Source organism: Flavobacteriales bacterium, from assembly GCA_016704485.1.
Lineage (GTDB): Bacteria > Bacteroidota > Bacteroidia > Flavobacteriales_F > PHOS-HE28 > PHOS-HE28.
The window spans coordinates 158,356-180,088 of sequence record JADJAA010000001.1; the positions used below are offsets into that span (position 1 = coordinate 158,356).

The window sequence follows — 21,733 nt, forward strand, 5'->3', positions numbered from 1 at the left end:
ACTGCGTTTCTGGATCCGTTTGCTTTCGATCGGTCGTTGAGAACGGTATGGTACTCATCGTTCGTTCGCAAAACCGTTGAGCCTATTGTTCCGATGGTAATTATTGAACTCACTGAACATTGCCGTTACATGCCGCGCAACGGTCCTTGGTGGTGCGAATTCGTCCACGAACCGGTACATGAAGACCTGCATGCGATCGTGCCAACGAACGGAGATGTCCTGAACGATGTTCCCGAAGCGATCATCCGGCAATATCTCAACACAACCCGCAGCATGTGCCGTTGGCAAGAGCATATTGGAACCATGCACTCCAACTACAACCTGACTTTGCGCGTATGCATTTACCCAAGCCATCTCAACGGTGTCGTTCATATTCCGCGTACGCAGATCTTCAGCAATGGAACCGTAACCGCCAGGTTTTGCCAACCCCACAACAGTGAATTTTGCTTCGGGTATGCGTTCCAAAATAGCGCGCATGGAGCGTTTGATCATGCGGTCCTGTTTGCAAACGAACCAACGGCGCAACCCCTTGAACGGTCCTAACCGTCCGAGTGCGCGATAGACGAATTTGCCCGGTCGGGTCGCGAACCACAACCTATCCTCACGAGCGACGAACGTAATGTGTGGTGGACGCTTATCGAACTCCTGCAACGGGAATGGCTGCACGCCGGTGAACCGTTCAATATCGATCGTGGCGAATTCCGGATGGGCATAGCCGCGCCCTAGATAGACCTCATCATATTGTTTCAAACGTTCCTGAACGAACGCATCCAACGCTGGATACCAGCCGTGCATTTGTCCCAAGCGCAGACCAACGGACCATACCTCAGCTGTCCCCTTAGGCACCAACCACTCGAACATGCGCGGCACGATCACGATCAAGCCGAGATCCGGATAACGCTCCAGGTAATGTGCAGCGTTATACAGCTTCAACAAAACGTGCCCGTATAGAAAATCCAATGTGTTCAGGATCACCACACGTCGGTGCTCCTTATGCACTTTGCGTTCCACTTTTACGGAATCTTTGGAAGGCGCCAAATAATTCGTGATCAACGGGTTGTGGATCCAATCCAATTTCTCCTCGGCTTTCACCAAGGCTTTCGTCTGCGTATTAATGGCCATTGGATAGTCCAAGGCAAAACCCACGGGCTGATCCTGCAACAGGTCCGAACCGCACTGGGTGCAATGCACATTGGCCATGACATGGATCCCGGGGAACACGGTTCCTTTCACCTCAACATTCTCACTATCGCACACAGGGCATTTACCCGGAGCTACAGGTGTAGGATAAAGCGGTACCAAGTGCCTATCGCTTTCGTAATTGCTCATGTCACTTTATTGATCTTCCAGAAACTGACCATGGCCTTCATCATCCAACCGAAGTTAGGTCTTGTGCTCTTAAAGAACAGGTCTAAAACAAATAAGCTTACGAAGAAGGATATGATCATGGACCAGATCGCCCCGACCGACATGAACGGAGGGATGAGGACCAGGTTAAGCCCGATGTTCAACGATGCACCAACTACGGCCGTTAACAAGGAATATCGGAACAGACTTTCATTTGTAATGAAGCTGGCTTTTGCCACGCCCATATTGGTAAAGAACAACCGGATCGCGAACAACGCGAGCAAGTGACCCGATGCTCGGAACTCCTCACCGAACAAGAAGACCATCATTGGCTCGGCAACAAAGTACAGCGGTATTGACGTTCCTAGGAAAAGCAGGAACATCAAGCGGTACTGGTTCAATAAGCGATCGGCATAAAGCGCTTCACTTTGCACTTTGGCCCGCGTTATGGCAGGTGCAAGAGACTTTTGGATGATCACCGGAAGGAACCCAAGTGATTCGATCATCTTCAATGCATTGGAATATTGACCGACCTCGATGTTCGCCGCCTTTTCTCCGATCCGCTCTTTCAACACCTCGAAGATCATGACCTGATCGATCTTGGCCTGTATGTACAATGCGAGGCCATAGATCACCAAGGGCCAGCTCTGCTTCAAAAGATAACCAGCCATGTGCTTGGTATACTTCCATGCACGCATTGCTGCGCCGCTTCGCACGTACATGATGGCATACCCGATGGATAATGCTGCCGTTTCGAGTACATAGATCCAAGCGAACCAGACCAACGGGGCTTCCATGAACACCAGGATCACCTTTGCGGCTGCACTGATGAAGACCTGGGCCATTTGCACGACCACGGTCTCTTTGCTCCGCACGTTGGCCATGAAGTACCAATCGATCACCCCGAATGGACGCAGCAATTCGGCCGCTCCTACGATCACAACAAGAGAAGCTGTTAGGCTGGACATATCACGCACTACCGTTCCGATAATGACCAGACACATCAATAACGCAGCACCACCAAGTTTGATCACAGCCGCTGTCCCTAGTAGCTGATCCCTTCTATCCGGACGTTTAACGAGATCGCGTACTACGATCTCATCCAAGCCCATGGTCGTGAGTGCAAAGAAGATCCCTACAAATCCGGTAGCATAGTTGAGTTGGCCGAAAAGTTCCGGACCCAGGTAGCGTGTAACCAGTATTCCGGTGAGTAGAACAACGCCCAAACGCACCACGCGTTCAACGAACAACCAAGAGGTGTTGGCGAGGTATTTCTGGAACCCTGCGGTGCGGAGCATACGTGGGTGCCGTTCCTACTTGGTGTAGTAGCCGTAGCCATCGCCACTGGCTTGTTCCACATCATTGAACAACAGATCGATGTCGGTCATTTTCTTTCCTTTCACCATCTCATTGATCAACCGCAATGCGCCACGTTTGGTATATCGCTCACGCACAACATAGAGTGTTACGTCCGTATGGCGAGAAATGATCACATATTCACTGACCAGGCCCATTGGCGATGCGTCTACGATAATGTTATCGTAACGCTTGCGCAACTCAATGAACAACTCCTCCATTTTGGGTAATTCAACCAGTTCCAATGGGTTCGGAGGAACCGGTCCTGCACTGATCATGTCCATGCCCTGAATGTCCGTCTTCCTAATGATCTCATCCAATCGCGCTTCACCGATCAAATAGGTCGATAAACCCTTGTTCTCTTCGGTAAGCCCTAACGTTTCGGTAAGTCGTGGCCTGCGCATGTCAGCATCGACCATGATCGTACTCTTACCGCTCAATGCCATTACCGTGGCAAGGTTCACTGCGCAGAACGTCTTACCCTCACCACTCGTACTGGAAGTGAATCCTACGACCTGGCGTTGTTTACCCGTATTCAAATATTGCAAGTTGATCCGTGCGGTCCGGAACGATTCCGCCAGCAACGACTTTGGCTCATCCGGCATAATGCGTTTCCGCTTGCTGGAAGGGATCGTAGCCAGCACCGGAATGGATGAAACGCGTTTCAACTGATCCAGGTTCTCAATACTATCATTGAAGAAGTCACGGATCAGCAGGAATCCCAATGGAAGCAGAAGTCCTAACATCAACGCCGTGCCGAACACCATTTTTTTGGCCGGCTTGATGGGCTTCCCGCTTGCATTCCGTGCAATATCGATCACGTATTTATCCACTTGATCGCTGGCAACCGCAATACTCGCCTCATACTTCTTCTCCATCAAATAATTGTAGAGGTCTCCGGTCAATTCAGAAGTGAGCGCAGCGCTGGAAATACTTCCTTCAGTCCTCCCCATCTTATTCATGCGGAAATTCAACGTTCCCAACCGTTTGCTCAGGTCCGCGATGGTAATATCAGCTTGCTCGACCAATCCTTCCGCAGTACTGATCAACGAACCCACGAGGTTACGAATACGGCGCTCCATGGTCACGATCTTCGGATTGCTCTTCACGGTGTTCATGTTCTCGGCCGCCAGGTCCGCAGAGAGTTTGGTCAGCTCCAGAACAGTACTGTTCAGTACGGCATCATCAATACCGGATGATTGTGGTGCAGGTACGTTGCGGTAGTCCGTATTCGTACGCAATTTCGAAAGTATGGACACGCAATACTGTCTCTTTCTAACCCATTGTGAACGCTCATCCTCCAAGCGTGAACGATCATTCAGGATCACGTCAACTGATTGGCCAACATCAAATACGCCATCCTGCTTTCTGATCTTCTCAACGCTTTCCTGTGATTTCCGCAATGAATCGGAAACGACCCCGATCTGTTCATCGATGAAGTTGATCGTGGACCGACCCTTTCGCTGGCGACGCAACAGCTCACTTTCAATGAAGGTCTCCACCAACTTATTGAGGTATTGCTTTTCCTTCGCAGTGACCTCACCTGTGGTCATCACTTCTACGATGTTACTCTCTTCACTCAGCGCACCGGCTGTTGTTTTGTCCCTGTACTCCGCGACCAACGCGTCCAAACTATTGATCGTGAAGTACCGTTCCTTATCGTTCCCATAGTTGCGATCCTCAGGGAATTCAATGGTAAAGCTGAGCCCTTCCGCAACGAATGGTTCACCGATCTTGCGTACTTCATCCACTTTGTAATCGGCAATGAAGCCCTCCAGTTCGATCTGCTTTTGAACGTTGTACAGCTGTGCGTGCTTTGCTTCTGCCTGCACACGATAGGTACCTGCTTCACGGTCCACTTTCACATGAATGGGAAGGCCAAAGACCTGTATGGCGACCGTATCCAACTTCACGAAGAATGGTGGATACTCGAATTTCTGTTGTGTAAGAAAATCCTTCCGTTCATAATAAGCGATACCGAATTCCAGCCGTTGCATGGTCTTGGTAACATTGGAGACCGAGACCAACTGTGCGATCAGGTCCTCAATTGCGGAACTATTGTTCATGAGCGCACTGCCTTTAAGGAATTCCTCCTTTGACCCCATTGCACTCTTGTCCTTCTCACTCATCATCACTACGGTCTTCACCAAGTAGATCTTGGCCGTGGTCTTGATGTAGGCCACTCCTCCGCCTATTGCCAACGCGCATGTAATGAAGAACACCCACCATTTAGAAAGGAGCTTCTTGAAGATCGCTTGCAGATCGATCGTATCGTTCGCAGATGCACTCATTTACTTGGTATTGTTCTGAATAACCGTGAACACGACCGCAGCAGTGCTCAATGTGCTGAGCAGGATCGCGAGAAGTTCCAGGTTCATCCGGCCAGGTCTAGCTTTCAGGGTCGGTACATACACAACGTCGTTCGGTAACAAATAATAATACTCACTGCTCAACACATCCGTACTGGAAAGGTCCACATACAGTGCTTGAACACCGCGTTCGCTTTGGCGCATTAAGGTCACATGCGTTTTATCGCCGTATTCCTTTGGCCCACCAGCCATGGCAAGTGCTTCCAATAAGGTGATCTGATTGTTATACACGAAATAAGCTCCTGGCTGCCCAACTTCGCCCAGAACGCTAACGCGGAAGCTGACCAACTTCATGATCAGCGTAGCGTTGGTGAAATACTCATTGATCTTCCGCTGCAAAAGCTCCTGGGCCTCGCCCACAGTAAGCCCTTGGACCTTCACTTTACCTACGGTAGGTAGTTGGACCTGACCATTCTTATCCACACTGAAGCCATTCACGTATAACGATGATTCATTCATACCCACAGCAGCACCGGCAGATTCAACATTGAAGAACCGACTTGTTGCTTCATCGAGACCAAGCACCCTGATGGAGAGAACATCATTGGACTGAATACGATACTCGAACTTGCGATTCTCGAACAACTTGCTTGAGCCCGTGCTCAGCGAACGGTCATTCAGGTAATTGATATTACGCTTACCTACACAGGATCCCAGCATGAGGACCACTAAAATTCCAAGGACCCAATTCTTCTTAAATGCCATGCTCGATCGATCTATGCGTGGTGGATGTAGTTGGTATGAACCGGTATTCAATTGCTATGTTCCAGCACTCCATGAGGCTTCTAACAGAACAACGGCCAAAGATACACGGGGAGCTGCGGTGCAGATAGGATGTATTGCTAATAACACACAATGAAGCGTGTATGAACCTGCATGAACGTCGAAGGGCCGGTAGATAGTATCCACGTCTCCACCTTAAATGCTGCCTGATGGCATGTGGAGTTCGACCTAGGTCAGCGGAATCAAGAACGCCGCATTCTCTTACTAATGTAAGGAATGCGGCGTTCTGCCTGTAGCCCGTAGGGGAATCGAACCCCTGTTTCATCCGTGAAAGGGACGCGTCCTAACCCCTAGACGAACGGGCCATTAAGTCAATTCCCGCTGCAACGATTTTTTGCAAAGGGACGGCAAATGTAGCGAGTTGAAGCGGTTCTACAAATAACGATACCGATTCTTTTTGTCAGAAAAGTTAATGCGTGGAGTCCACATCGGCCTGGAACCTGAATCCCAAGCGCTTTCCTGTACTCAATTGTTGGTTCGCATTCAATTCGTTCATCTCACTGACTGACACTTGGCTTACCTGGTCATAAGGCGGTGCAAGCAGGTCGAATTCCATGACGTAATTGATCACAGCGTACAATAGTTCCTTCAGTTGCTTCCGATCCAGGACATTCGTCGCAAGATCGTTGTACAAGAACCCCATTTGCCGCTTGCCTTGAACGAAAAAATGCCCGTCCTTGTTCAATAGCAGACGCGTAACAAGGTAACCGACGTCCCGCTCGCGATTGAATGAGAACGAATCGCTTAGGAAATTATACATGTTCACTACTCCAAAGTAGCCTCGCATTTCATCTTCTTCAAGATAGCTGGTCTTCCACAGACTATTGCTTTGATCCAGCCGGAACACATTGGTGTGCATGTGAAAGATCAAGGTATCTCCGGCAACTTTCAGCTCACAGGATGCACTGCCCTTATCCAAAAAATCGACCACGAGCCGTTCATCCTCCTTGACCGACTCCTTCAGGTCCGTCGCGATCTCATCTAAGACTTCTTTCATTTCCGCGTACATCTCTTTTGTACGTCGATAAATGTCCTGCTTAACAGCGGCTTTGGTCCGTAATGCCCTTACAACCAAGTCATGTGGGTCCGGTGCGATCTCTTTCGACTTTTTCATCAGTAAGCGCGAGCAAAAACTACGCGTTGCGTACTTGGTTGGCCCGTAACCATACACTTCCCGGGTTTCCCATCACTTTTTAACGGAATAAGGCGGATCGTGGCTTTGGTCTCGTTCTTCACTTTCTCTTCGGTTTCTGGCGTACCATCCCAGTGTGCGTATATGAATCCACCCTTCTCTATGGCTACTTTGAATTCATCGTATGTATCCACCGCAGTAGTGAACTCTTCGCGCATCGCCAACGCTTTCTGGTAAAGATTGTCCTGGATGCGACCTAGCAAATGCTCGATCTTTTCCGCTATATCCGTTACCTGCATAACCTGTTTTTCCAACGTGTCGCGACGAGCAACCTCCACGGTTCCATTTTCCATGTCCCGAGGGCCGATCGCGATACGTATAGGATAACCTTTGAATTCATATTCTGCGAACTTCCATCCGGGTTTCCGCTTGTCATCATCGTCCAACTTCACAGAGATCCCCTTGGCCTTAAGCTCGCCGATCATTGGAGCTACATAAGTACGGACCGCCTCCATCTGCTCTTCATTCTTGGCAATAGGTACAATAACCACCTGCACCGGTGCCAGTTTGGGTGGCAGGACCAACCCATTGTCATCACTATGGGTCATGATCAACGCTCCCATTAACCGCGTACTAACTCCCCAACTTGTTGCCCAAACATGCTCTTGCGTATTCTGCTTATTGGTAAAGACCACATCGAAGGCCTTGGCAAAGTTCTGTCCGAGAAAGTGCGAAGTACCCGCTTGCAACGCTTTGCCGTCCTGCATCATCGCTTCAATGCAATAGGTTTCTTCAGCTCCTGCAAAACGTTCACTAGCGGTTTTCACCCCTTGTAATACCGGCATCGCCAACCACTCCTCTGCAAATGTGGCATACACTTGCAACATACGTTCGGTCTCCTCGATCGCTTCGGCCTTTGTGGCATGTGCTGTGTGCCCTTCCTGCCATAAGAATTCAGCGGTACGAAGGAAAAGGCGCGTTCGCATTTCCCAACGAACGACATTGGCCCATTGGTTGATCAACAACGGCAGGTCCCGATAGCTTTTTATCCAGCCACGATAGGTGTTCCAAATGATGGCTTCACTTGTTGGTCGTACGATAAGTTCTTCTTCCAACTTGGCCTCCGGATCCACCATCAACTTACCCTTATTGTTCGGATCGGCCTTTAGCCGGTAATGCGTAACAACGGCGCACTCCTTGGCAAACCCTTCCGCATTTTTTTCTTCGGCCTCGAACAGGCTTTTAGGCACGAAAATGGGGAAGTATGCGTTTACATGTCCGGTGTCCTTGAACATTCGATCCAGCGCACTTTGCATCTTCTCCCAAATAGCGTAACCATGTGGCTTGATCACCATACAACCTCGCACAGCACTATGCTCGGCCATGTCCGCTTTCAGTACAAGGTCGTTGTACCATTTTGCATAGTCATCCGCTCTTTTAGTAAGATTATCCGCCATCGCCTCTAATGTGGTATTATTTTTGTTCTGTACACCCTGAAATATGGGCGGCTAAAGTACACATCCCGATAACGCGTGGCAGCGTTACACGGGTTTAACAACAAGATGAACATGAACACTTCGATCCGGATCTCGCCAGTAGTTGCTCTATTGGCTCTTACTATTGTCTCTTGTGGCAGTATACGCACCGCGAGTGATGTACGTGATGATGTGTATTACATGCCGAGCGATGCTCCCCTGACTGCCAGTGTCGCGGATGTGCCTCCAGCACCTGAACCTGCACCCGAGCCTGCACCAAAGAGTACACCTCCAACTGATGATTATTACAATGCTGAAACGGCCACACAATATGCCCCGAGCAATTATTACGACATGGCCTATAACGACCCATACTACTACAATTATGGTCGCTTCGGATTCAACTCTGGCCTGACCGGCTTAGCAGGAAGGACCGGTTATGGTTATGGGCAGAATGGAATGATGATCGGTTTTGGCTACGGTACCGGAGTGTACAGCGGTTGGTCCTCAATTCCGTATGGATATGGCGGGTATTATGGAAACGCACATTACGCACCATGGACCTATGATATTGGCTACGGAGGTTTCGGGGGCTATTATGGAAACCCATACGGTAGCTACTATGGAAACCCATACGGTGGTTATTATGGAAATCCATACGGTGGATATAATGGTGGGTGGGGACCTTACTATGGTCCGTATGGTAACGCCTGCCCGTATTATTCACCTGTAATTGTAGGTGGTAGCAGCAGTACCGTGGTAAGCCATCGCCCTGGAATGGGTGGTAACAGTTCAGGAAATGGTGGAACATCATCGAGACCAGCCAATGAATTCCGGGATCCGATAGGTTTGACCAACCGGGCTGTTGACGAGCGAGGGGTGCGGTCACAACCTGTTCAAGGTCAACAAACACGTACACCGGACCATTCCAGGATCCGTTATTACGAACCTGAGCGTCAACCGACTACAAGGCCCACGAGGGAAACCTCACCGCGAACTGCCCCGGCCCGTGAGAACCATGGTACAGAAAGAGCCACACCGTCTCGTAATGACGGCGGCAGTAGAAATAACAATGACTCTGGTAGCGGTAGTGGTTCCGGCGGAGGTAGCGGCGGACGTCGTCGATGATCAGCGGATCGGGGATGATGGCTCTAGATCGAATCCGGCTTTCCGTACTTACCGGACTGGCTTTGGTATTGGCTACTGCGTCCATGGCCCAGAACGAAGAAGATGCACTTCGGATCAGTTCCCTTTTGCCAGGTGGTACAGCACGTAGCAATGGTATGGCCAATGCATTTGGTGCAATTGGCGCAGACCCCGGATCCATCGGAATAAACCCCGCAGGTTTTGGGTTGTACCGCAACTCCGAGCTTACTCTAACGCCTTCGTTGGAAGTGAATGACGCCTCAAGTAGATTCTATGGACAAAACACATCCGACTCTAAAGCTCGCTTCTATTTCAACAATTTATCACTGATCCTGCATAACCCAGCCAAAAAGGATAATGAATGGCGCAGTGGGACTTTCGGCGTGGTCTATGACCGACAACAAAGTCACCACTATGCATCCCGAGCGGTAGGCAAGGAGATCCCCAGTACTATACTTCAGCGATTCGTAAATGAGGCGAGCGGAACCAGTATTGACGATCTAAGTACCGATGCGTTTCCATTCAGCTCTAGCTTGGCTTGGTATGCGTATGGAATAGATCCTGCGGTTGTGGATGGTGATACACTCCTGAACGAGTATACACCCGCCATTCCTTTCGGGTCGACCACTGAACAAGTCCATTCCGTGGATTCCCGTGGAGCGAACACGAACACTAATTTCTTTTATTCCGGCAACTACATGGATCGGCTCTACGTTGGCATTTCAATCGGCATTGCAAGTCACCGGTTCAAACGCACGACCAAGCATACCGAGACCAGCTTGGATGAAAGTCTGGACCTGAAGGACCTTACCTATACCGAGGACCTGAATACGACCGGGAATGGCGTGAACGCGAAAGTGGGAGTAATAGGCCGAATTACGGAGCGATTCCGCATGGGCGCTGCTTTCCATAGTCCTCAATGGATGCAGTTGAATGACGTCTATGTCTATGAATTGAAGACCTCGTTCCGCACTCCTGATGCTGATGGGAGATCCAGCTATTCCGAAACATCGCCTGATGGCGCGTTCAGCTACCGTGTAAGGTCTCCGTGGAGAGCGGCGCTAAGCGCCGCTTACGTTGCCGGAAAGAACGGAGTGATCAGTGTGGATTATGAATATGCGGACTATGCGAAAATGCGATTCCGTAGAAATGATAAATTGGTTGATGATTATGATTTTTCCTTAGAGAATGCTGCGATCAAACAAAGCTTCAGAGCTGTTCATACTATCCGTGTTGGGATGGAATGGCGAGCTGGAAATTGGTATTACCGGTTGGGTTGGAGCTTTGTTCCTGATGCCTATTTGACTTCGGATCCACGACATGGACAGGCGCTGAAGACCTATGCTGCGGGCATCGGCTATCGCACGGACCATGTAGGTGTTGAATTGGGTCTGAACTATAGTGATCGCTCAGCGACCAGATACCCCTACAATGCTGATCTGGTCGATCCGATCCGTGAGGATCTGACCAATTATCGAGGATTGGTCACTGTGAGCCTAAGGCCATAGCACAGTTCGAACCAAGAACTCCATTCTTTTCGACACACATCAAAAAGCCCCTCACCGTTAGGCGAAGGGCTTTGAATTTCTGGTTCGTTATACCATTTGGAATTAGAGATTCGTCCGAAGATGCGAACCTGACTGCCGAAGGCACGTGTTAAGTTTTGACCAGGCGATTCAAAAAATATTTGCATAGCCATAGCTACGGAACTAGTTTTTGAAGAAGCATGGGCGGAAAAGAGCGAGCAGATTGAATGGATCTCTATTTCCAAATGGTATTAAAGGATCACTTACCGCCTTCAACACTTTCCACTACATATTCATCCACAAGGATGCGTCCGCAATGTTCGCAAACGATCACTTTCTTATGGCTAGCTATATCCAATTGGCGCTGTGGCGGAATGCTATTGAAACAACCCCCGCAGCTACCACGCTCAACGGGTACAACAGCAAGCCCGTTCCGTGAGTTCTCACGAATACGGGCATAGGCGCTCAACAGACGCGCTTCGATGTGCTTAGCAGCAGCGTCACTTTTCTTGATCAGGTCCTTCTCCTCCTTCTCCGTCTCGGCAATGATGGTATCAAGCTCCTTCTTCTTCAAAGCAAGATCCTTCTTGCGCTCAGTATAACGCTCCTTGCTCTCCTCTACCACCGTCTTCTTGCCGTCTATCTGCGCCTTGGCTTCCTTGATGCGTTTCTCTGCAAGCTGGATCTCCAAGTTCTGGAATTCCACTTCCTTGGTCAAAGAATCGTATTCACGGTTGTTACGCACCTTGGCCTGTTGCGCCTCGTACTTTTTGATCTGTGCTTTGGCGTCCTTGATCGCATTCTGCTTATCAGTGACCTGCTCCTCCATCTCCGTGAGCTCGCCTTGCAGCTTGGTCATGCGTGTCTCAAGTCCAGTAACCTCATCTTCAAGGTCCTGTACCTCAAGTGGAAGCTCTCCACGTTGGGTCTTGATCTTATCGACCAATGTATCGAAGTGCTGCAAACGGTACAATTCAACGAGCCTCTCAGCGATCGTATTATCGGTTTTCGTTGCGGCCTTTTTAGTAGCCTTACCGTTATCCGATGCAGTCTTTGCTTCTTTCACGCTGGTCTTCGCCATGGTCAGTAATGGTATATGGGATCCGTGACAATTTTCGTCAAACGGACGGCAAAGGTAGGGAAAAGTTGGGCCAATCTGCGTTGGATCAGGTGCATCGTGAATTGTTCGCTGCCGAAATGCCCAATATCAGCCAATAACAGACTGCCATCAGCATCAAAAAATTCGTGGTATTTCACGTCCCCAGTGATATACGCATCAACACCTTCGCTCTTCGACCTGTTGATCAAAAAAGCACCGGAACCACCACACATTCCAACGCGCTTAATGGGTCTACCCAATAATTTGGAATGACGTAAGGTCTTTAGCCCGAAAACTTCCTTCAATCGTGCCAAGAACTCTTGTTCTGACAATGGCTTGTCCCATTCACCGACCAGACCACTTCCGACCCGAGGATGCCTGTTATGCAATGGAACCAGGTCATAAGCCACTTCCTCATAGGGATGTGCTTCTCTCATGGTGCTGATGATCATCCTTTCCTTGAATACTGGATAAATGACCTCCACGCGCGTTTCGGGCTCCTTGTGGCGTTCACCGATCTTCCCCACATAGGGCACCGTTCCTTCCGTACCTCTGAATGTGCCGGTTCCTTCAACATTGAAACTACACTCGTCATAATCGCCCACGTGCCCGGCCCCGGCCCGGAACATAGCCTCACGCACTTGTTCGGCATGTGAATGCGGAACGAATACCGATAGTTTGCGGAGTAGATCAACTTTAGGTTCCAGAACGCCCATTGGCTTTAATCGCAGACGTGACGCGATCTCTCCATTCACGCCATCATGCACATTATCCAGATTCGTATGAATTGCATATAAAGCGATGTCGTGCTTTATCGCGGCTCTAAGTGTCCGTTCTACGTAACCATTCCCGGACAGACACTTTAACCCTCTGAATATCAATGGATGATGACTAATGATGAGTTGACAATTCTGCATTGCAGCTTCCTCTATCACAGTCTCGGTACAGTCCAAACAGACCATAGCACTCAAAATTTCCATATTAGGATCGCCCAACTGTAATCCACTATTGTCATATGCCTCTTGTAGGCTAAGAGGAGCCCATTGTTCCAGAGCAGCGATCAATTTACTCAATTTCATGTCACGAAGGAACGACCTTGCCGCACTCCTTTCAAAATTAAACGCCTTATTGAACCCAGAATTTGCATCGAACAACGATTGACATTTGTCGCCGAAATGCGGAGGACCACGGATACCAATGACCAATAGGATAGTAGGTATGGTGGCGCACTGATGCCCGTAGGCAAGTGCGTATACACCATGCGCCACAGAGACCCATGCGAACTTACACGTGAGGTGAGCAAACGTGGGCATTTGATGATCGTGAGCTGACCACTACGGTTGACCTGAGTGAAAGGTCATCCGTGAATATGGTTTGTGTCCAGGTTGAACCATTCGATGGTTAGCAATTCCGCAGTTGTGCCATCTTTGATCCCCCAATGACCCTGCTGCGCATTCTTCTCGCTCCATTCACGTTGCTACATGCTGCGGTCCTTCGCATACGTCATCTGCTCTATGACACTGGTGTGATCAGACCGGTCCGCCCCGCAATACCGACCATCGCTATTGGAAATCTTGCACTAGGCGGAACTGGAAAAACGCCAATGATGGAACTTGTTCTGCGAATTTTGAAGGGCACTGAACAGATCGCAACGCTAAGCCGAGGTTATGGCAGAAAGGGATCCGACCTGCACGAAGTGAATGCCAATGACGCAACGGCGCTATCAGGCGATGAGCCCGTACAAGTAAAACGAAATTTTCCCCAAGTTCATGTCTTCGTTGGAGCCGATCGAATTGCGGGTATTGTAGCAATACAGGAACAATTACCGGATGTGAGTGCCGTGGTACTGGATGATGCTTTGCAACACCGAAAAGTCAATGCTGGCCTGAACATTCTCCTTACTACGTGGCAAAGACCGTATTGCGATGATGTGCTCTTTCCGGCCGGGACCCTACGCGATCTGCGTTACAGGGCCGAAGCCGCGCAGGTGATCGTGGTCACCAAATGCCCTTCTTTACCCAGCGATACGGAACAGGATAAGTGGAGACATCGGCTACGGATCGATGCTCATCAGCAGCTTTTTTTCAGTGGGATCGAATACGAGAGCCTCCGTCCTTATAGTGATCCTGTAGCAGTAAAAGGCGAAAAGCCGAAGATCCTTTTGTTCACGGGAATTGCTGATCCTCGGCCTCTCCTGTTACACGTTCGCAGCTTGGCCGATAGCGTTGAACACATCGCTTTCAAGGACCACCATGCATTCACCTCAAAAGACCTTCACCATCTGGCGACGGTTTTTGGTAAATTCGCACCCGGCCCAAAAATGCTGGTCACCACTGAAAAGGATGCCGCAAGGCTTGGTTCAGTGATAAGGGGTAGTGCACTCGAAGGATTGCCACTCTACGTGATCGGAATGAGGGCCGTAATTTTGAATGAACCAGAACGTTTCGCTGAATTGATCCAACGCCATGTTGCAACGCATAAAACGCATAGCTGAATACCTTAAGAAAGCCACTGATGGTTTCATACCAGAGACGGGGATCATCCTCGGAACGGGGCTTAGCGGTCTAGGGAAGGAGATCGATGTGAAATTCAGCATCGCATACAAGGATATCCCTGAATTTCCGGTGAGTACGGTTCAAGGACATCCCGGCAAATTGCTGTTCGGCATCCTTGGTGGTAAGCCCGTAGTGGCCATGCAAGGCCGTTTCCACTTTTACGAAGGTTGGACCATGGATGAGGTGATCATGCCTGTTCGCGTTATGAAGTTCTTAGGGATCCATAGACTTTTCGTGAGCAACGCATGCGGAGGTGTCAATCCAGCTCACGACACAGGCGACCTGATGATCCTGAACGATCACATTTGTCTTTTCCCTAACCCGCTCATTGGCAAGAACATCGATGAGCTCGGACCACGCTTTCCAGATATGAGTGAACCTTACGATCATGCATTGATCGCAACCGCAAAGGAGATCGCTGCCAAGAACAATATCACGGTACGCGAAGGAACTTACGTTGGACTTACCGGGCCAACGCTTGAGACTCCTGCGGAGTATCGCTACGTTAGGAATATTGGAGGTGACGCAGTGGGTATGAGTACCGTACCGGAAGTGATTGCTGCGAGACAAATGGGAATTCCGTGTTTCGCAATGAGCGTTATCACCGATATGGGTGTGGAAGGACGCATCGAAAAAACGACGCATGAAATGGTTCAGCGCGTCGCCGAAGTTGCAGAGCCAAAGCTCACGTTGATCATGCGGGAATTGATCGCGAGTTGTTGAGTGGTGAATGAAATGGAACGCTCTCCAGCCCAAGACCGGAGTGACAGATGCTGAAAGAAATGATCAACACAGATTATGGATAGCGTAGTGAAAATGGTATTGCCTGAAACCTATTTTTCAGCAAAGCGATAAATTCCGGGACTGCTAACTGCCGCTGCAAATTGCCACAGCTCACTGCTAACTGCCAACTGCCACTGCCAACTGCTCATTGTTAACTTCGTTAGAATTGTTGAATTTCGATTGTTGTGGTAAGGCTTATTGGTGATGACTTAGCTCAAGTGAAGAATTGAATGGTAAAAGAGATCGATACAAAAGCTTCCGTGACCGGCACCGGTGCACCTCATTGGAGTGTGAAGTACGACCTTGTTGTAGGGCTCGAAGTACACGCGCAGTTGATCACCGAGACCAAGGCGTACAGTTGCGACCCGAATGCATACGGAGATCATCCGAATACGAATGTCTCCCCACTGACGCTAGGGCATCCTGGAACTTTGCCAGTTGCCAACAAACGTGTTATAGAACATGCCGTTCGCATCGGGTTGGCCACCAATTGCACGATCGCGCCTTGGATGCACTACGCTCGTAAGAACTATTTCTACCCTGATCTACCGAAAGGATATCAGATCACACAGGATAAAACGCCCATCTGCACCAATGGGTTCATTGATATTCCGAACACACGCGATCCTGGAGTGAAGGAAATGACACGGATCGGTATCACTCGGATCCACATGGAAGAGGATGCCGGAAAGAGCATCCATGATGTCGATCCGTTCAATACGCTCGTTGACCTCAATCGCGCCGGTGTACCGCTGGTGGAGATCGTAAGCGAACCTGATATCCGCAGCGGACAGGAGGCTTACGATTACTTGGTGGAGGTGCGTCGCTTAGTGCGTTATTTGGATATCTGCGATGGAAACATGGAAGAAGGTTCCATGCGTTGCGATGCGAACATCAGTCTGCGCATTAAGGGAGTTGAGGAGTTCGGTACGCGTTGTGAAGTGAAGAACATGAACAGTTTCCGCAACGTGATGCGTGCGATCGAATACGAGGCACAGCGCCAAAGCGAGATCCTGGACGCTGGCGGCGAGATCCACATGGAGACCCGCTCGTTCGATGCTGCCACCGGAAGCACGAGTGGCATGCGTAGCAAAGAAGAAGCGCATGACTACAGGTATTTTCCAGAACCTGATCTACAACCGATCACCGTTTCTGAGTCGCACAAGGAAGCCATCCGAAAGGCAATGCCTCCCCTACCCCGCGAACTGCGTGAGAAGTACACCAAGGAGTTAGGGCTAAGCGATTACGACGCCGCAATACTTACGGATGATAAAGCAACCGCCTTGTACTATGAGGATGTGATCAAGGGAACGACCAATCACAAAGCAGCGGCAAACTGGGTAATGGGCGATGTGCGTAGTTGGATGAATGAGCAAGGGCTGACGATGGACCAATTCCCGATCTCCGCGGATCGTCTTGCGGGCCTGGTCACGTTGATCGATAGTGGGAGGATAAGCCACTCGATCGCCAGCCAGAAATTGTTCCCTTTAATGCTGAACGATACGTCGACAAGCCCTGCTGACCTAGCCGCTGCAAATGACCTTGTCCAAGATGCCGGGGATGACGTGGTAGAAGGAATAATGAAGGAAGTAATGGCTCGCTATCCCGATAAAGTAGTAGCCTATCGTGCCGGGAACAAAGGGCTACTTGGCTTGTTCATGGGTGAAGTAATGAAGGGAACCAAGGGTAAGGCCGATCCTAAAAAAGCAAACGAAGTAGTACGTTCCATACTGGAAAAAGACAACGCTTAACAATGAAAACAAGTTCCATTTTTCAGGCACTGGCCTGTATCATCCTAGTATCCTGTGGCAACATAGGTTCAAATTCCCGTACCGTTGAATTGAACGTTGAAGGCGCCGGTAATAGGACCGCGGTCTTCGATAAATTCGACAACAATGTTCCTGTTCGTGTGGATACCGTTGTCCTGGACGCAAATGGTAAAGGCAAACTGGAGATCCCGAAGTTACCGTTGGACTTTTATCGGATTACAATTGATGGCGAGCAGCTCGTTCTGGCCTTGGACAGTGCTGAATCACTAAGTATTGATTCCAAGCTAGGGGACCTGAATATGCCGTCCAGGATCGAGGGTTCGTTACATGCTACTGCGCTGCATGACTTCTTCAAGAGCGCAAAGACATTCGAGACGGAGACAAATACATTAAAGGAAGCTCTGAACATGCAACCGCCAGACGCAAGTACAATGGCACGGTACAATCAGCTCAATGCCGAATTCTACGAACGCACCAAGACGTTCACGCAAGAGAATTCCGGTTCGCCGGTTGCGATCACTTCGGTTACACGACTGGATATCAACAAGGAGATGGATCTGTTCAAAAAAGTGCGGGATGATCTGCGCAAGGTGATGCCGAAGTCCAGCGTTTTCACTCAATTCCGAGATCAAGTTGCGAGCTTCGAAACACAACAAACGCAACTTAAAATGCAACAGGAGGCAGAAGAACGGAAGAACAGCATGCTCCCGTTCGGAAGCGTTGCACCGGAGATCCGCCAACAAACTCCGGATGGCGGAACATTCGCTCTAAGTGACCTTCGCGGCCAGTACGTGCTGATCGATTTCTGGGCCAGCTGGTGCCGTCCATGCCGTTACGAGAACCCGAACGTGAAACGGATCTATGAGCGCTTCCATAAAAAAGGATTCGAGATCCTCGGCGTGTCGTTGGATAAGGATCTTGAGGCTTGGAAAAAAGCGATCAAGGACGATGGCCTTCCCTGGAAACACGTGAGTGATCTCGGTTACTGGAACAATGCCGCCGCACAGGAATACGGGGCCAACAGTATCCCGTACACCGTGCTGGTCGATAAGGAAGGAAAGATCCTCGCAAAAGGAATGCGCGCGAACGAACTGGAACCGAAGTTGGAAGAGATCTTTGGAAAGTAGTTATTGGCAATTGGTTGTTGGTTTTTACTGTCTGGGCGGGCGATGACCAGTCGCACCATACGTGTTATTATTCCGCTCGGTAAGCCCGCGTGTTGCAATGCAGACAGCAAAAAACCAACAACTGACAACTTTCCGTATTGACCAGATCGAGGCGCAGCTATTTTCACACACGCTGAATGATGATAATAGGCACACCTAACCACACTCTTTCCTGCCTATTTACGCTGTTGACTTTTGCTTCACAAGCGCAAACCTATTGGCAGCAAGAGGTGAACTACACCATCGACGTGCGGTTGGATGATGTTGCACACGTTCTGCACGCCAATGAAACATTCGTTTACCACAACAACAGCCCGGATGCACTGGATACGGTCTGGATGCATTTGTGGCCGAATGCGTATCGTGATAAACACACCGCTTTGTGTGATCAACTCGATCGCATGGGCAAATTGAAACTGCACTTCGCCACTGACGACGAACGCGGATACATCGACAGTTTGGATTTCACTGCTGCCGAGCAAACACTTGTTTGGGGTTACGATCAGAAGCACAGCGATATCGCATGGATCAAACTGAACACATCGCTTGCCACGGGTGATTCCATTTCAATTTCGACGCCGTTCCGGGTGAAGATCCCCAGTGGAAAATTCTCACGGCTTGGGCATACTCAACAAGCCTATTACATCACACAATGGTATCCTAAGCCTGCAGTGTTCGATGCGGATGGTTGGCACGCAATGCCCTACTTGACCTTGGGTGAATTCTATAGTGAATTCGGTTCGTTCGATGTATCCATCACCCTACCAAGAAATTACGTCGTAGGGGCTACCGGGTCATTACAGGATCCTTTAGAAAATGCTTGGATGAATGAATTGGCTGAGCGCTCCTTATCCACAGCTCTTGCCGAAACTTCGTCACCATTTCCGGCTTCGGATACGGAAACAAAGACCATACGCTTTACACAAAGCAGGATCCATGATTTCGCGTGGTTCGCTGACAAGCGTTTCTTGGTGAGGAAAAGCAAGATCGCGTTGCCACGGACAGGCCACACCGTTACAACATGGGCTTTGTTCACACCGGCCAATGCGTTGATCTGGCAGGATGCAACTTCCTTTTTGAACGAGAGCGTATTGCGTTACAGTGAATGGGTCGGGGACTATCCATACGACGTCTGCACAGCGGTGGATGGCACGATCAGCGCTGGTGGCGGAATGGAGTATCCCATGATCACCATCATCGGCAATTGCTCGGAACGTGAAGAATTGGACAATGTGATCGCACATGAGGTCGGGCACAATTGGTTCTATGGCATTCTGGGCAGCAACGAACGTGATCATGCGTGGATGGATGAAGGCATGAACAGTTTCGTGGAGCTTCGGTATATGCGAAAGAACTACCCGAACAGTACACTAGAGCTTGGCCTTCCGGGTGAAAAGAAGTTGTTCGAACAGGTTACAGATCCGCACCGAACGCTCTCTGAATTGGGATACAGGCTCAATGCACGCCGCAATTTGGATCAACCGCTGTCGCTTTCTTCGGATGACATGACGGAGTTCAACTACGGCACAGGCGTGTACATGAAGACCGCATTGGCGTTCGATCATTTATTCGCCTATCTCGGCGAGGAAACATTCGATAAATGCATGCACGCCTACTACGACGAATGGCAATTCGAACATCCGCAACCGAAGGATGTGCGTGAAGTATTTGAACGTGAAAGTGGAAAGAATCTCGGGTGGTTGTTTGATGGTTTGATCGTTGCCGATCGTAAGGTGGATGTGAAGGCAAAGCAATTGAGAGGTGACCAATTGCGATACAAGCTCGATTCGAAAGGCTTGTTTGCGTTTTCCGTTACCGCGTTTAACAGTAAGGACACTATTGGGTCCATCTGGGAGATTGGTGGTACGCAAATCACAGTTCATTCACATTATCGAAAAGTGAACTATGAGATACCGACCATTGATAGAAGTATTCAAAATTTGACCCTCCCATGGCCTAATGCGGACCGAATCGTAATCGATGCTAACAACCGTACCCTCGACATCGACAGACGCAATAACGAATTACGCTCCCACGGCTTGTTCAAACGCTGGAAACTCCCTGCGTTCGAACCGTTGTACGGCCTCGAAAAACAAGATCGCCGAACGATCTACTATTCGCTAGCACCAGCATGGAACAACCACGATGGTTGGCAAGCCGGCTTAGTGCTGCACAACACCATATTCCCATCGCAACGCACCGAATGGGTTGTTGCACCGCTCTTCGCTTTCGGAAGTGAGCGCGTGGTGGGCGCAGCGCGCATCGAACAACATTTGGATCGCTTACAAAGCAACATCTTCCGCAACGTCACATTCGGCGTAAGCGGACGCACAGCATCCACATTCCATGACCATTTCGCGAATGCATGGTACCAGAACGTTTCACCTTATGTGCATTTTGATGTGAAGCAAGATCCGCTTAGTAAACCATGGCAACATCGCATTGCGCTGCGTTCCGTTTTCTTGCGGAACACTTATGTCGCAGAGAACATGGACGGGACCGAAGTTTTGAGGAATGCAACGGACCAATTCTATTACGAGGTCTCACTGCGATCCGAGGACAAGCGCAAGCTCCATCCTACCCGTTTGAACCCAAAGATCACGGCCACCGACAATTGGCTCCAAGCTTCTGTGGAAGTAGAACAAGCATGGGCCTACAATGCGAGGAACAAGCAATTCCGCATGCGTGCTTTTGCCGGTTCGTTCCTTTGGAAAAGTGATATCGGATTACGCAACGGTCTCGAAGCCTGGGGCTTGACATGGGGTCCGGAAGACATGCTCTACGAACACGCTTACTTGGATCGTGGAGCATCCGTGAACTTCCTAAGTCGCCAATTCACCCAGCAACAAGGTGCCTTCAAAACGCCGTTCCTACAGGGTGGAAGTGATACGTGGATAGCAGCACTTAACGCGGAACTCGACCTTCCCGTGCCGATTCCCATTGCTCTCTTCGCGAGTCTCGGAAGCGTACCGGTGACGACCATCACCCAAGAAGGAAAAAGCACCAATGCGGAATTCTACTATGAAGCGGGAGTAGGATTTCCGATCATTAAAGATGCGGTGGAGGTGTGGTTCCCATTGATCGTATCTCAACGGATCGCCGATGAGGAAACGTTCAGAGGACGGGATATCGGAGATCGCATCCGCTTTGTTCTTGCTTTAGAAAAGTTGGACCCAACTCGGATCTTACGTTCAATGAAGTTCTGAGCGAACAACATTCTGGATCCC

General features: G+C 49.7%; 15 protein-coding genes and 1 tRNA gene. 7 read left to right on the forward strand and 9 right to left on the reverse strand.

Features of this window, described 5'->3' with window-relative positions; all coding sequences use genetic code 11:
- Window positions 1-54 precede the first annotated feature (54 nt).
- From IPF95_00655 to IPF95_00685, 7 genes are all read right to left on the reverse strand, one after another.
- Complete coding sequence (locus IPF95_00655; protein ID MBK6473206.1) at window positions 55-1,329, reverse strand: hypothetical protein; 1,275 nt, start codon at window positions 1,327-1,329, stop codon at window positions 55-57.
- Window positions 1,326-2,645, reverse strand: a complete 1,320-nt coding sequence (locus IPF95_00660; GenBank protein ID MBK6473207.1) for a flippase — start codon at window positions 2,643-2,645, stop codon at window positions 1,326-1,328. Before IPF95_00660 ends, IPF95_00655 begins: the two co-directional genes overlap by 4 nt.
- Before the next feature lie 15 nt (window positions 2,646-2,660).
- Window positions 2,661-4,994: a polysaccharide biosynthesis tyrosine autokinase gene (locus IPF95_00665; GenBank protein MBK6473208.1), complete on the reverse strand. Its 2,334-nt coding sequence runs from the start codon at window positions 4,992-4,994 to the stop codon at window positions 2,661-2,663.
- Window positions 4,995-5,777 carry a polysaccharide export protein gene (locus tag IPF95_00670; protein ID MBK6473209.1) on the reverse strand — a complete coding sequence of 261 codons (783 nt, stop codon included), beginning with the start codon at window positions 5,775-5,777 and terminating at the stop codon, window positions 4,995-4,997.
- 311 nt (window positions 5,778-6,088) lie between these two features.
- A tRNA-Glu gene (locus IPF95_00675) sits at window positions 6,089-6,160 on the reverse strand.
- A gap of 104 nt (window positions 6,161-6,264) precedes the next feature.
- The gene (locus IPF95_00680; GenBank protein ID MBK6473210.1) at window positions 6,265-6,969 is read right to left on the reverse strand and encodes a hypothetical protein; all 705 of its coding nucleotides are present in this window, start codon (window positions 6,967-6,969) and stop codon (window positions 6,265-6,267) included.
- Window positions 6,969-8,444 (reverse strand): proline--tRNA ligase, encoded by a 1,476-nt coding sequence (locus IPF95_00685; protein MBK6473211.1) that lies wholly within the window; start codon window positions 8,442-8,444, stop codon window positions 6,969-6,971. The genes IPF95_00680 and IPF95_00685 overlap by 1 nt, the downstream gene beginning before the upstream one ends.
- A 111-nt stretch (window positions 8,445-8,555) precedes the next feature.
- On the opposite strand from IPF95_00685, the gene IPF95_00690 reads away from it, so the two are divergent.
- Window positions 8,556-9,590 carry a hypothetical protein gene (locus tag IPF95_00690; GenBank protein ID MBK6473212.1) on the forward strand — a complete coding sequence of 345 codons (1,035 nt, stop codon included), beginning with the start codon at window positions 8,556-8,558 and terminating at the stop codon, window positions 9,588-9,590.
- Between the two features lie 14 nt (window positions 9,591-9,604).
- Window positions 9,605-11,116: a hypothetical protein gene (locus tag IPF95_00695; GenBank protein MBK6473213.1), complete on the forward strand. Its 1,512-nt coding sequence runs from the start codon at window positions 9,605-9,607 to the stop codon at window positions 11,114-11,116.
- 277 nt (window positions 11,117-11,393) lie between these two features.
- On the opposite strand, the gene IPF95_00700 is transcribed toward IPF95_00695, so the two are convergent.
- Entirely contained in the window at window positions 11,394-12,215 is an 822-nt protein-coding gene (locus tag IPF95_00700) for a hypothetical protein (GenBank protein MBK6473214.1), read from the reverse strand.
- A 2-nt stretch (window positions 12,216-12,217) separates the two neighbouring features.
- Window positions 12,218-13,312: a Nif3-like dinuclear metal center hexameric protein gene (locus tag IPF95_00705; protein ID MBK6473215.1), complete on the reverse strand. Its 1,095-nt coding sequence runs from the start codon at window positions 13,310-13,312 to the stop codon at window positions 12,218-12,220.
- A 359-nt stretch (window positions 13,313-13,671) separates the two neighbouring features.
- On the opposite strand from IPF95_00705, the gene lpxK reads away from it, so the two are divergent.
- The 5 genes from lpxK (at window position 13,672) to IPF95_00730 (ending at window position 21,712) form a co-directional block, all read left to right on the forward strand.
- The gene (gene lpxK, locus IPF95_00710; GenBank protein MBK6473216.1) at window positions 13,672-14,727 is read left to right on the forward strand and encodes a tetraacyldisaccharide 4'-kinase; all 1,056 of its coding nucleotides are present in this window, start codon (window positions 13,672-13,674) and stop codon (window positions 14,725-14,727) included.
- The gene (locus IPF95_00715; protein MBK6473217.1) at window positions 14,699-15,511 is read left to right on the forward strand and encodes a purine-nucleoside phosphorylase; all 813 of its coding nucleotides are present in this window, start codon (window positions 14,699-14,701) and stop codon (window positions 15,509-15,511) included. Before lpxK ends, IPF95_00715 begins: the two co-directional genes overlap by 29 nt.
- A 290-nt stretch (window positions 15,512-15,801) precedes the next feature.
- Window positions 15,802-17,322, forward strand: a complete 1,521-nt coding sequence (gatB, locus tag IPF95_00720; protein MBK6473218.1) for an Asp-tRNA(Asn)/Glu-tRNA(Gln) amidotransferase subunit GatB — start codon at window positions 15,802-15,804, stop codon at window positions 17,320-17,322.
- Window positions 17,323-17,639: 317 nt separating this feature from the next.
- Window positions 17,640-18,467, forward strand: coding sequence for a TlpA family protein disulfide reductase (locus IPF95_00725; GenBank protein ID MBK6473219.1), 828 nt, complete (start codon window positions 17,640-17,642; stop codon window positions 18,465-18,467).
- Window positions 18,468-18,643: 176 nt separating this feature from the next.
- Window positions 18,644-21,712: a M1 family metallopeptidase gene (locus IPF95_00730; GenBank protein ID MBK6473220.1), complete on the forward strand. Its 3,069-nt coding sequence runs from the start codon at window positions 18,644-18,646 to the stop codon at window positions 21,710-21,712.
- Window positions 21,713-21,733 lie beyond the last annotated feature (21 nt).